Here is a 10979-nt window from a genome sequence, read left to right as displayed (position 1 = left end):
GGGGGCAAGTCGAATCGTCGCACCGCCCCTCCCACATTTGGATCTGTATCTATCAGGTAGACCTGAGTCTGCTTTTGTTCTGGTTTTTGCGGCCCTGGAACCGACCGAAGTTGTGCCTGCTGTACTCGGTTAAGTGTGGGAGGAGGCAGTCTTTGAACACCATGGCTCAATGTGATGTGCCTTCGGCAAACTCCACCTTGTTCCCCACGTTGTACTTGCCCGAAGGTTTGTTCATCGGGATGCGCTTGATCTCCTTCAGCGTCTGGCTGTCATACACGATCAACGCGCCGTCGGTGGCCCAGATACTCAGCAGCAGGTAGCGGCCATCCCGGGTGAATTCCACATGGGCCGCGGTCTTGCCTGGCATCGGTCGCAGGGTGTGGGCGATCTCCAGGGTCTGCTTGTCGATCAGGTGGATCGCATCGTTGTCCGGCCCGAAGAACACGTCGCTCCACACATAGCGCGAGTTCACATGGCTGCGCATGAAAAAGCCTGGCCCGAGGGTGGGGATCTGTTTGATCAGCGTCCAGGTCTTGAGGTCGATCACCGAGATTTGCCCCTTGCTGATATTCGGCGTGGCAAATACCCACTGGCCATTGCGTTGCCAATACGTTCCCGAACCCAGGTGCGGCATGCCGGACAGCGGGATATCGGTGACCACCCGACCGCTGTCCAGGTCAATCACCTGGCCGCCCCCGGCTTTGCGTGAGGTGGCCACCAGTTGACGGTAATCCGGGGAGAAAGAAAAGTCATCGAGCACGTCCTGGGCCTGGATGCGCCGGGGTTCGAAGCTGGGCTGGGCGGCGGCATAGGACAACTCCCAGACTTCGTTCACGTCCTTGAGCGCCACGATAAAGCTGTTGCGCGGCGGCGCGGTGTAGACCGCGCTGACGCGGGAGGCTGTGTCCAGCGTCTTGACCAGGGACAGGTCGCGCGCATCCAGCAGCACCAGGTTGCCCGGCAGGTAGTTGCCCGCCAGCACCCAGCGCCCGTCCTTGCTCACCGCCAGGTTGCGGGTATTGAGCCCGACGCGGATTTCGGCGATCAGCTTGAGGTTGTGCAGGTCATATTGGCTGATCCAGCCGTCGCGCGAGGCGAAGTACACAAAACGCCCGTCGGGGGAGAATTTTGGCCCGCCGTGCACCGCAAAATGGGTGGGGAAGCGGTCCAGCACGGTAAAGGTGTCACCGTCGAGAATGTCGATGTGATGGTCGCCCGACTCCACCACCACGAACAGGTTGAGCGGGTCGGCGTGATGTTGCGGTGTGGTGGGCAAGCGGCTCACATCCGCCAATACCGTGTGGCTGCTACGGATAGCCTGCTCATCCCAGCTCACCGGCGAATCGGGCGGCTGTTGCAGCAAGCTCGCCAGGCCGTCGATCTGTGCCGCACTCAGCTGTGGCGCGAACGCGGCCATCTGGCTGGCGGGGCGGCCTTGTTCGATGACCTTGCGCACTTCCTCCGGCTTGATCCGCCCCAGGCTTTCCGGGAGCAACGCCGGGCCGCTGGCGCCGATGCGGTTGAGGCCGTGGCAGCCTGCGCAGAGGCGTTGGTAGTCCTCGGCCGGCGTTCCGTGGGCGGCCGAGGCCCAGAGCAGCGGCACCAGCAGCAGGCGTTTCATACCGCCACCGCTTCACGGGCCGGGGTCAGGCTGGCGGGGAAGTGCAGGGCGGTGTCGGCGAACAGGTTGACCACATGGCCAATCACGGTCAGGGTCGGCACCCCGGGCTCGCAGTCGGCGGCCAGGGTCGGTAACTGGCGCAGGGTGCCACGGGCCACGTGCTGGTCGGCGCGGGCACCATTGCTGATCAGCGCCGCGGGTGTGTCCCCCGGTAAACCCGCCGCAACCAGGTGTTCGGCGATCAGCGCCAGATTGGACAGGCCCATGTAGAACACCAGCGTCTGGCTCGGCTCTGCCAGGCTGGCCCAGGGCAATTTCAAGGCACCGTCGCGTTGCAGGTGCCCGGTGACGAAGCGGCAGGAGTTGACCAGGTCGCGGTGGGTCAACGGGATGCCGGCATAGGCGCTGCACCCGGACGCCGCGGTAATACCCGGCACCACCTGGCAAGGAATGCCCCGCGCCAGCAGGTATTCCAGCTCTTCGGCACCGCGCCCGAAGATAAAGGGGTCGCCGCCCTTGAGGCGCACGACCCGTTGCCCCTGGTCGGCCAGGTCGGCGAGCAGTTCGTTGAGCTGGTCCTGGGGCAGGCTGTGACAGCCGCTGGCCTTGCCCACATAGTGGCGCGCGCAGGTCAGCGGGATCAGGCTCAGCAGCTCGGCGCTGACCAGGCGGTCGAACACCACGGCATCGGCCTGCATCAACAAGCTCCAGGCACGCAGGGTCAACAGGCGCGGGTCACCGGGGCCGGCGCCCACCAACGCGACTTCGCCGGGGTGGAAGGGGCTGTGCAAACTGGCAGGTAGGGCGGTTGAAGTGTGCATGAGACGTCCTTGGTTCTTCATCAGGTAGGCAGCGCCCCCGGTTGTGTCACCGGGTGGTCGCGCCAGGGATCAGGGGGAGGGCCGCTGGGCGATCTCGGCGTCACTGAGGTGGCAGCCGGGGTCCGGGCCCCAGAGGTCGCCGTCGGCCCAGGCGCGGGTGCGCGTATTGCCGTTGCAGATCGGCAACCAATGGCACTCGGCACAACGCCCACCGATGGCACGCGGGTGTTCGCGCAGGCGCAGCAGCAACGGGTCGGGCTGGTCCAGCCAGAGTTGGCGGAAGGTGGTGTTGCGCACATTGCCCACCGAGTGCTGCCACCAGTAGGTGTCGGGGTGCACCTCGCCCGTGTTGTCGATATTGGCGATGCCGCTGCCGGAGGCATTGCCGCCCCAGTTGTGCAGCAGGTGCTCCAGCTGGGGGTAGTGTTGGGGCAGATGCTGGTGGACCCATTGCAGCAACAGCACGGCGTCGGCGTCGTTGTTGCCGCTGACGAAGTCACTGTCGATACCGTTTTCGATATCGCTCCAGGCCTGTTGGAAAATCAACCGCATGGCCTCGCGGCTCATCTGCCGGTGCGCGTCCAACTGGCGGCTGCGCTTGCCACGCCCGCTGTAGTTGAGGTGCGACAGGTAGAACTTCTGCACATCGTACGTGCGCATCAGCGCCAGCAGCTGCGGCAACTGCGCGTGGTTGTCCTGGGTCAGGGTGGTGCGCAGGCCCACGCGAATCCCGGCCTCGCGGCACAGGCGGATGGCGTGCATCGAGCGCTGGAAACTGCCGTGCAATTGGCGAAAGGCGTCGTGGGTCGCCTCCAGGCCATCGATGCTGATGCCCACATAGTCGAACTGCGCGTCGGCAACCTGCTGGATAGTGTGCTCATCGATCAACGTGCCGTTCGTCGACAGCGCCACGAAAAAACCTTTGTCGCGGGCATAGGCGCTGAGCTGGAACAGGTCCTCGCGCAGCATGGGTTCGCCGCCGGACAGGATCAACACACGCACCCCGGCGGCCTGCAGATCATCGATGACCTGAAGGGCCGCCGGGGTGTCCAGTTCATTGCGGAACACACTGTCGGCGCTGGTGGCGTAACAGTGTTTGCAGGTGAGGTTACAGCGCCGCAGCAGGTTCCAGATCACCACCGGCGGCCGATCGCTGCCGGGCGGCGATGTACGGGGTGGCGGGCATTGGCCGGCGAGGGTACGCAAGTACTGACTGATCCGCAGCATGGGGCGCTCCTACGAGTGGGCCGGCGGCAGGCGCAGGCCGGTTTTTTTCAGGATGCGGCTGCTCACCAGCATCTCGTCGGCGCGGCAGGCATCCCCCAGCAGGAACCGCAGGTGTTCGCGGTAGCTGTCGATTTCCTCACGGCTGCGCCCATGCACCATGGCGAACAGGTTGTAGGGCCAGCCGGGGCGGCGCGGACGCCGGTAGCAATGGCTGACAAACGGCTGCGCACCGAGCAGTTGACCCAGGCGCGGCAGTTGCGTGTCGAGTACGTCCCAGACCGTCATGCCGTTATGCCGATAGCCCAGGCGATAGTGGTTGGGCACCGCCGCGATACGTCGGATCGCGCCTTCGGCCTGCAGGCGCTTGAGCAGGTCGAGGGTCGATTCGAGGCTGATGCCCAACTGCTCGGCGAGCCAGGCCCACGGGTCTTCCACCAGCGGCAGGCCGCCTTGGGTGAGGGCGACCAGGCGCAGGGCCAGGGGGGTATCAGACCGGGAAATACAGACCGACATGGTAGGTGTGCTCCTTCGGCAGGTTGAGCACCGACAACCCGGTCAGGGCCTCGATGCGCGACAGGGTGGCGGCCAACTCCGTCTCGGTGGCGCAGGCGAGCACGAACCACATGTTCCAGCGGTGCTCGCGGCGGTAGTTGTGGGCGACCTGGGGCAGGGCGTTGAGCTGCTCGGCGACGGCGTCAAAGCGCGCCTCGGGTACGGCCAGCGCGGCCAGGGTGAAGGCGCCGCCGAGGCGCTCGATATCGAACATCGGGCCGAAGCGCGTGAGCACGCCGTCTTCGAGCAAATCATGCAGGCGGTCGAGCACTTCACCGGGGCGGCTGTGCAGTTCGGCGGCCACCTGCTGCCAAGGTTCGCGCACCAGCGGCAAGCCGAGTTGCAGGCGATTGATCAGGCGTCGGTCAAGATCATCCATGGGCCCATACCTGCGAAGGGGGTGGGGCAAAACGTCCGCCGCATTGCTTGAAGGCGCGCGTGCTGAACAGCAGTTGATAGGGCAGGTCGCTGAGCAGCTGCTGCTCCAGCAGCGCGTGAATCTGCGCCTCGACCGCGCGGTGCTCGCGGCCGTGGACCATGCAGAACAGGTTGTAGCGCCACTGCGGCAGGCGCCGGGGGCGCTGGTAACACAGGTTCACCCCCGGCGCGCGGCCCAGGCGCTGGCCGACTTCATCGACCCGCGCATCCGGCACATCCAGCACCAGCATCGCGTTGGCCACATACCCCAGGGCGCGGTGGTTGAGCACCAGGCCGACGCGGCGAAACAAGCCCTGGTCGCGCCATTGCTGCATCTGTTGCAGCACCTGGTCGTGATGGGCGCCGATCTGTTCGGCGAGGTCTTCATAAGGCCGCGTGACGATAGGCAAACCGCGCTCCAGGCACTGGCGCAGGTCGAGCATTTGTTCCTGGGTCAGCGGCGTGATCACGGGTGTTCTCCCAGGGAAAACCCGAGGTCGATGCGGTAGGCGGTGAGCATCGGCAAATCCAGCGGGGTGAGGCCGGTGTCTTTCTCCAGCTCATCAAGGATTTGCTCCAGGTGCTGGCGGTGCGGCCCGGTCAGCACGAACCACAGGTTGTAGTGATGGTCGCGGGCATAGTTGTGGTTGACCTCCGGATATTGGTTGATCCGCAGGGCCACCTGCTCCAGGCGTTCGACGGGTACCGCCAGCGCCGCCAGGGTGCTGGCCCCCGCGCGGGTGTGCTCGAACACCGGGCCGATGCGCGACAGGGCGCCGGCCAGTTCCAGGCGTTGCAGGCACGCCATCACCTCGGCCTCGCGGCAACCCAACACCTGGGCCATTTCCCGGTAGGGCTCGGCACACAGAGGCATGCCGTGTTGGAAGCGTTCGATCAATTGTTGGCTGAGCCGATCAAGGTCCATCTCAATACCCCATTTTTTGCGCACGGAGGCTGAAGAAAATGCCGCTGGGACTCTGGGCCGGCAATGTCTTCAGCAGGGTCAGGCGGTACGGGTCCCACACTTGCACCTGTTCGCCGTCGCGCACCGACAGCCACAGTTGCTCGCCACGCCCGCTGAATTCCATATGCAGCACACCGGGGCCAGGGCGCAGGTCGGCGACCACCTGGTGGGTCTCGCTGTCGAGCACCTGCACCCGGTCGTTATCTGGGTAGGCGAAGTTGACCCACAGCTGGCGCCCGTCGGGGCGCGCGGTGACAAAAATCGGTTGGCCGGCCACCGCGATCGCGGCGGTTTGCTGCCAGGTGCGCGCGTCCATCACCAGCACCTGGTGGCGACCCACGGCGGGTACGAAGGCCTGGTTGTCGGCGACGGCCCAGCCTTCCAGGTGGGGCATCTTGTAGACCGGCAGTTTGGCCTGGCCGCGTCCGTAGTCCTTGAGCACGCGCTGTACGCCGCGCTCGGGGTGCCACAGGTCGAGCTGGGCCATGCCGTCTTCACCGAACAGCCCGGCCATGTAGTAGCGGCCATCGGCGGTGATCAGCGCGTCATAGGGTTGCTCGCCGATGTCCTTGAAGCGGGTGATGCGCGGCGCGTTGCCGTGGCTGAAGTCAGCGCTCCAGATTTCGCCCGTGTCGAACAGGCTGAACACGAAGCGTTGGCCGGGCGCATCCACCAGGCCCACCACCCGTGAGCGCCTGCCGTCGGGCAGGGCGGTGGCGGGGATATCCGCGACTTGTTGCAAGGTGTCGGCGTCGAACACCTTGACCCCGCCCGGCACATAGTTGGACACGGCGATCAGGCGGCCATCCTGGCTGATGGCGCCACCAATGCTGTTGCCGCCCTGGACGATGCGCCGCTCGATGCGCTGGGTCAGCAGGTCGACCTTGGTCAAACCGCCGTCGCGGGCAAACACATAGGCGAAACGCTGGTCGCGGGAAAACACCGCCGAGGCATGGGACAGGTCGCCCAGCCCCTCGATGCGCGCCAGTTCGGTCATACCGGTGCTTTCGATGATCTGCACGCTGCCGCTGGCACGTTCGATCACCAGGCCCAGGTCGCCACTGCCGCGCAACGTGGGCTGAGTGCAGGCGCCGAGCAACAGGCACAGGGATAACAGGGCGGGACGCATCATGGTGCGGGGCTTCCTTGCAAGAGGCGGTCGACCAGCCAGGCGATATCGCCGGCACTGAGCAGTGGGCCCCAGCCGGGCATGGCGCGGGCAGGGCGGCCGTAGGTGACAGTGGCGATCAGGCTGTCGCGGCTGTGGTCGGCGAGGGCCTGGGGGGTGAGGGGCGGGCCCAGGCCACCGGTCAGGTGCAGGCCATGGCAGGCGCCGCAGTCCTGGGTCAGCAGGTGTTCAAGGCGGGCAGCGTCCGGGGTGGCCGCTGCCCGCGCGGGCATCAGCAGGAACAACGCCATGGCGGTACCGATTATCGATGCGTGCATGACGTGCTCCTTGTGGTTATTTCAAGGTCAGGACCCAATCGGCCAACACCTTGGCTTCGTCATCGGTGACCTGGTTCGGCGGCATCGGAATCGGCCCCCAGTTGCCCTGGGTGCCGTTCTTGATGTGGCTGGCCAGGGTCGTGGCGGCGTCTTTAACCCCGGCATTCTTGGCCGCGACATCCTTCAAGGCCGGCCCCACCAGTTTGCTGTCGATGGTGTGGCAACCCACACAGGGCTTGCTGTTGAACAGGTCGTGGCCGTCTTGCGCCAGCGCCGGTTGCAGGCCGATGGCCGCCGTGCACGCCAGCAGTGCGAGGAGAGTATTTTTCATTGCATGATCTCGTGTTGATGGGGCTCAATAAATGTCGTGTTGGGTGTTGTAGACGTTGAATTTTCCGGTCGGGGTGATCAGGCGCTTGTCCTTGATCACCTGCTTGAGCTTGAGGGTCTTGTCATCGATCACCACCAGCGCCGACTCTTCGGTCTGGCCGTTCCATACCGAGAACCACACCTCATCGCCCGCCTTGTTGTATTCCGGTTGCACAACGCGCAGGGCGCCTTGCTTGATCCCGGAATACTCGGCAATCGGCAGCACGGTGTAGCCTTTGTCCAGCTGGTTGATATCGAACACGGCGACCGATTGGCTGAGCTTGGCGTCAGGGTTGAGGGTGGTGTCGACGTACAGGTGATGGGAGTTGGGGTGGGTCTTGATAAACAGCGAACCGCCGCCCTGGCCCTTGAGGGATTCCACCTGTTTCCAGGCATATTGCGGGTGCTTGACCGGGTCGGTGCCGATCACCGAAATACCGCCGTCGCCCAAGTGGCTGGTGGCCCATACCGGCCCGAATTTGGGGTGGTTGAAGTTGGCGCCACGGCCGGGGTGCGGGGTCTTGCCGACGTCCACCAGGGCGGTGAGCTTACGCTCCTTGGAGTCGATCACCGCGACCTTGTTGGAGTTGTTCGCCGCCGTCATGAAGTAGCGGTGCGTGCTGTCCCAGCCGCCGTCATGCAGGAACGGCGCGGCGTCGATGGTGGTGATGGTGAGGTTCTTGATGTCCTGGTAATTGACCAGCATCACCTTGCCGGTTTCCTTGATGTTGACGATGAATTCCGGCCATTCGTGGGAGGCAATGATCGCCGCCACGCGCGGCTCGGGGTGATATTCCTGCTTGTCCACGGTCATGCCGCGGGTGGACACGATCTGCTTGGGCTCCAGGGTTTCACCGTCCATGATGGTGAACTGCGGTGGCCAGTAGGAACCGGCAATCGCGTACTTGTCCTCATAGCCCTTGAACTTGGAGGTCTCCACCGAGCGGGCCTCGATGCCCACCTTGATCTCGGCGACTTTGGTGGGCTCCAGCGGCCACAGGTCGATCATGTCGATCTTGGCATCGCGGCCGATCACCAGCAGGTAGCGACCGGAAGCCGAGATACGCGAGATATGTACGGCGTAGCCGGTGTCGATCAGCTTGATGATCTGCTTGGTGTCACCGTCCACCAGGGCGATCTTGCCGTCGTCGCGCAAGGTCACCGAAAACAGGTTTTGCAGGTTGAGTTTATTCAGTTGTTTTTTCGGACGGTCTTCCGGTTTGACCAGCACCTTCCAGGTCTTGAGGGTTTCGGCCATGCCCCATTCCGGCGGGGTGGGCGCAGTGTGCTGGATGAAGGTGGCCATGCTGGTGATCTGCGCCTTGGTCAGCGCGTTGGAGGTGCCCCAGTTCGGCATGCCGGCGGGAGAACCGTAGGTGATCAGCGCTTCCAGGTACGCCTGGCCACGGGCCTGGGTGATATCCGGTGTCAGCGGCTTGCCGGTGGCGCCTTTGCGCAATACCCCATGGCAACCGGCGCAGCGCTCGAAGTAAATCTGCTTGGAGGCGTCGAAGTCAGCCTGGCTCATATCGGGGGCGCCGGTGGTTTTCACCACGCCTGCCGCCGCGTCGCCATGGGCCGTGATCGGCAGGGCCAGGGCCAGGGCGCAGCTCAAGCTGGCGAGGCTCAATACCCAGGTTTTTCTGTTGCGAGTCAGCATTCCATTTCTCCTCAGGCAAGACCTTTGCGATGCCCGGCGAAGGCAGGGTAGAGCGCAGGTTCTTAGTGCCCGGCAAGACTAGGGTGTCGCGTCGCAATGTTCGCTTGACGGCGATCAAGTTTGCCGGTGTGCGTGCTTGCCAGGTTGTCGCAGGGGCCCTTAGCGTGGCAGTCGAACCCGTTGTGAGTACGCGTGATGACCGAGCCCTTCTACCAACCGCTGCATAACGAACAGCCGCTGTTCGAACACGCCTGGCGCCACCGCATGCCGGTGCTGATCAAAGGCCCGACCGGCTGTGGCAAGACCCGTTTCGTGCAGCACATGGCGCACCGCCTGAACCTGCCGCTGTACACCGTGGCCTGCCACGACGACCTGAGCGCCGCCGACTTGCTCGGACGCCACCTGATCGGTGCCGAGGGCACCTGGTGGCAGGACGGCCCACTGACCCGCGCCGTACGCGAAGGCGGTATTTGCTACCTTGACGAAGTGGTCGAGGCGCGCCAGGACACCGCCGTGGTGCTGCACCCGATTGCCGACGAGCGTCGCGAGCTCTACCTGGAACGCACCGGCGAAGTGCTCAAGGCGCCGTCGTCGTTCATGCTGGTGGTGTCATACAACCCTGGTTACCAGAACCTGCTCAAGGGCATGAAACCCAGCACGCGCCAGCGCTTCGTCGCTTTGCGTTTCGGCTACCCGCCAGTGGCCGACGAGGAACGCATCGTCGCCCGTGAGGCAGGCGTGGACGCAGCGCTCGCCGCCCAGATCGTGCGTCTTGGCCAGGCATTGCGTCGCCTCGATCAGCACGACCTGGAAGAAGTCGCGTCCACACGCCTGTTGATCTTCACCGCACGCCTGATCGGCGCCGGCATGAACCCGCGCGAGGCGTGCCTGGCCTGCCTGGCGGAACCGCTGAGCGATGATCCCCTCACCGTGGCTGCGCTGATGGACGTGGTGGATGTGCACTTCGCCTGAACCGCGCCGGCTGCCAGGTGACCTGGCGATGTGGTTTTTTATCCTCGCTGAGCTGTCGGTGTTTGCGATTCTGATCCTGGCATTCGCCGTGACCCAGGTACTCAAGCCCGAGGTGTTTGCTGACGGGCGCGCGCAGCTGGATACCTCGACGGGATTGGCGATGACCTTGAGCCTGCTGACCACGGGCTTGCTCGCGGCGTTGGCTGTGCAGCGCGTACGTCTGGGGCGCTCGCGCGAGGGCGGCGCGTTGTTGGTGGGCGCGTTGCTGGTGGCACTGGTGTACGTGGGGATCAAACTCGGCGAGTACGCCCACCTGGCCGCTGCCGGGCTGGGGCTGGAGCACAGCACCTTCTTCACCTTGTATTGGATTCTGACCGGGTTTCATTTTCTGCATGTGCTGCTGGGGATGGTGATTCTCGGGTGGGTGGCGGTGGGTTGTTGGCGGCGGGCTTATCCGGGCACTGGCTTGAGTGGGGTGGAGTCTGGGGTGCTGTATTGGCACATGGTGGATTTGGTGTGGGTGGTGTTGTTTCCGTTGGTCTATGTGATTGGGTGAGGTGCGGATGGGAGGTTCCCTGGGAGTGGTGGTGTGTTGGGCGGTGTTGGTGGCGCTGAGTGTTGGTACGGTCTTGACTGGCGCGTCTGGGCTGTGGGGAGTGGTGCTGGGGTTGGCGGTGGTGAAGGGCTGGGTGATTGTGGATGGGTTTATGGAATTGCGGCATGGGCCTTGGGGGTGGCGTTTGGCGATGGTGGGGTGGGGGGTGGTGATAGTGGGGGGGATATTGGTTGCTGGGGTGGTGAGTACATGGGCTGGTTGACTGAGTACATATCCATTTCTGCGGTAACGGCGACTGGGGGACTGTCAGATATTTTGTGTGCGGGCCGGTAACGGCCTGCCGTCAGGCAGGCCGTGCTTTTACCAGGTCGGCC

General features: G+C 64.4%; 14 protein-coding genes. 3 read left to right on the top strand and 11 right to left on the bottom strand.

All coding sequences use genetic code 11. The annotated features are described in order from the left end of the window. Window positions 1–166 precede the first annotated feature (166 nt). The 11 genes from AC1Q6I_RS34230 to nirS form a co-directional block, all read right to left on the bottom strand. Window positions 167–1621 carry a nitrite reductase gene (locus AC1Q6I_RS34230; protein ID WP_102625672.1) on the bottom strand — a complete coding sequence of 485 codons (1455 nt, stop codon included), beginning with the start codon at window positions 1619–1621 and terminating at the stop codon, window positions 167–169. Then, window positions 1618–2442: a uroporphyrinogen-III C-methyltransferase gene (cobA, locus tag AC1Q6I_RS34225; protein WP_024074989.1), complete on the bottom strand. Its 825-nt coding sequence runs from the start codon at window positions 2440–2442 to the stop codon at window positions 1618–1620. The genes AC1Q6I_RS34230 and cobA overlap by 4 nt, the downstream gene beginning before the upstream one ends. A 69-nt stretch (window positions 2443–2511) precedes the next feature. Next, window positions 2512–3669: a heme d1 biosynthesis radical SAM protein NirJ gene (gene nirJ, locus AC1Q6I_RS34220; protein ID WP_102625673.1), complete on the bottom strand. Its 1158-nt coding sequence runs from the start codon at window positions 3667–3669 to the stop codon at window positions 2512–2514. 9 nt (window positions 3670–3678) lie between these two features. Then, window positions 3679–4182, bottom strand: coding sequence for a siroheme decarboxylase subunit beta (ahbB, locus tag AC1Q6I_RS34215; RefSeq protein WP_069076385.1), 504 nt, complete (start codon window positions 4180–4182; stop codon window positions 3679–3681). Continuing rightward, a complete protein-coding gene (locus AC1Q6I_RS34210; protein WP_024074992.1) occupies window positions 4157–4600 on the bottom strand; it encodes an Lrp/AsnC family transcriptional regulator in 444 nt (147 codons plus the stop codon). Before AC1Q6I_RS34210 ends, ahbB (AC1Q6I_RS34215) begins: the two co-directional genes overlap by 26 nt. Beyond that, a complete protein-coding gene (ahbB, locus tag AC1Q6I_RS34205; RefSeq protein ID WP_158244444.1) occupies window positions 4593–5081 on the bottom strand; it encodes a siroheme decarboxylase subunit beta in 489 nt (162 codons plus the stop codon). Before ahbB (AC1Q6I_RS34205) ends, AC1Q6I_RS34210 begins: the two co-directional genes overlap by 8 nt. Before the next feature lie 23 nt (window positions 5082–5104). Next, on the bottom strand, window positions 5105–5563 hold the full coding sequence (locus AC1Q6I_RS34200) for an Lrp/AsnC family transcriptional regulator (protein ID WP_024074994.1): 459 nt from the start codon (window positions 5561–5563) through the stop codon (window positions 5105–5107). A gap of 1 nt (window position 5564) precedes the next feature. Then, window positions 5565–6734, bottom strand: coding sequence for a cytochrome D1 domain-containing protein (locus tag AC1Q6I_RS34195; protein WP_102625675.1), 1170 nt, complete (start codon window positions 6732–6734; stop codon window positions 5565–5567). Further along, the gene (locus AC1Q6I_RS34190; protein ID WP_102625676.1) at window positions 6731–7048 is read right to left on the bottom strand and encodes a c-type cytochrome; all 318 of its coding nucleotides are present in this window, start codon (window positions 7046–7048) and stop codon (window positions 6731–6733) included. Before AC1Q6I_RS34190 ends, AC1Q6I_RS34195 begins: the two co-directional genes overlap by 4 nt. A gap of 16 nt (window positions 7049–7064) precedes the next feature. Further along, a complete protein-coding gene (locus AC1Q6I_RS34185; protein WP_102625677.1) occupies window positions 7065–7379 on the bottom strand; it encodes a c-type cytochrome in 315 nt (104 codons plus the stop codon). Between the two features lie 24 nt (window positions 7380–7403). Further along, complete coding sequence (gene nirS / locus AC1Q6I_RS34180) at window positions 7404–9077, bottom strand: nitrite reductase (RefSeq protein WP_102625678.1); 1674 nt, start codon at window positions 9075–9077, stop codon at window positions 7404–7406. 195 nt (window positions 9078–9272) lie between these two features. On the opposite strand from nirS, the gene AC1Q6I_RS34175 reads away from it, so the two are divergent. The 3 genes from AC1Q6I_RS34175 to AC1Q6I_RS34165 are packed head-to-tail and all read left to right on the top strand — an operon-like array spanning window position 9273 to window position 10867. Then, window positions 9273–10049: a CbbQ/NirQ/NorQ/GpvN family protein gene (locus tag AC1Q6I_RS34175; protein WP_041160914.1), complete on the top strand. Its 777-nt coding sequence runs from the start codon at window positions 9273–9275 to the stop codon at window positions 10047–10049. After that, on the top strand, window positions 10033–10605 hold the full coding sequence (locus AC1Q6I_RS34170) for a cytochrome c oxidase subunit 3 (protein ID WP_069076381.1): 573 nt from the start codon (window positions 10033–10035) through the stop codon (window positions 10603–10605). The genes AC1Q6I_RS34175 and AC1Q6I_RS34170 overlap by 17 nt, the downstream gene beginning before the upstream one ends. A 7-nt stretch (window positions 10606–10612) precedes the next feature. Next, window positions 10613–10867 carry a cytochrome C oxidase subunit IV family protein gene (locus tag AC1Q6I_RS34165; RefSeq protein ID WP_168233624.1) on the top strand — a complete coding sequence of 85 codons (255 nt, stop codon included), beginning with the start codon at window positions 10613–10615 and terminating at the stop codon, window positions 10865–10867. Window positions 10868–10979: the final 112 nt, after the last annotated feature.

This window comes from Pseudomonas sp. MPR-R2A5, from assembly GCF_058793055.1.
Note: the sequence above shows the minus strand (reverse complement) of the source record. Positions and strands in the feature narration are given on the sequence as shown.

Excerpts from the sequence above, each read along its gene's own strand:
- AC1Q6I_RS34230 (WP_102625672.1), bottom strand. The coding sequence starts at position 1,621 with ATGAAACGCCTGCTGCTGGTGCCGCTGCTCTGGGCCTCGGCCGCCCAC.
- cobA (WP_024074989.1), bottom strand. The coding sequence starts at position 2,442 with ATGCACACTTCAACCGCCCTACCTGCCAGTTTGCACAGCCCCTTCCAC.
- nirJ (WP_102625673.1), bottom strand. The coding sequence starts at position 3,669 with ATGCTGCGGATCAGTCAGTACTTGCGTACCCTCGCCGGCCAATGCCCG.
- ahbB (WP_069076385.1), bottom strand. The coding sequence starts at position 4,182 with ATGTCGGTCTGTATTTCCCGGTCTGATACCCCCCTGGCCCTGCGCCTG.
- AC1Q6I_RS34210 (WP_024074992.1), bottom strand. The coding sequence starts at position 4,600 with ATGGATGATCTTGACCGACGCCTGATCAATCGCCTGCAACTCGGCTTG.
- ahbB (WP_158244444.1), bottom strand. The coding sequence starts at position 5,081 with ATGCTCGACCTGCGCCAGTGCCTGGAGCGCGGTTTGCCTATCGTCACG.
- AC1Q6I_RS34200 (WP_024074994.1), bottom strand. The coding sequence starts at position 5,563 with ATGGACCTTGATCGGCTCAGCCAACAATTGATCGAACGCTTCCAACAC.
- AC1Q6I_RS34195 (WP_102625675.1), bottom strand. The coding sequence starts at position 6,734 with ATGATGCGTCCCGCCCTGTTATCCCTGTGCCTGTTGCTCGGCGCCTGC.
- AC1Q6I_RS34190 (WP_102625676.1), bottom strand. The coding sequence starts at position 7,048 with ATGCACGCATCGATAATCGGTACCGCCATGGCGTTGTTCCTGCTGATG.
- AC1Q6I_RS34185 (WP_102625677.1), bottom strand. The coding sequence starts at position 7,379 with ATGAAAAATACTCTCCTCGCACTGCTGGCGTGCACGGCGGCCATCGGC.
- nirS (WP_102625678.1), bottom strand. The coding sequence starts at position 9,077 with ATGCTGACTCGCAACAGAAAAACCTGGGTATTGAGCCTCGCCAGCTTG.
- AC1Q6I_RS34175 (WP_041160914.1), top strand. The coding sequence starts at position 9,273 with ATGACCGAGCCCTTCTACCAACCGCTGCATAACGAACAGCCGCTGTTC.
- AC1Q6I_RS34170 (WP_069076381.1), top strand. The coding sequence starts at position 10,033 with ATGTGCACTTCGCCTGAACCGCGCCGGCTGCCAGGTGACCTGGCGATG.
- AC1Q6I_RS34165 (WP_168233624.1), top strand. The coding sequence starts at position 10,613 with ATGGGAGGTTCCCTGGGAGTGGTGGTGTGTTGGGCGGTGTTGGTGGCG.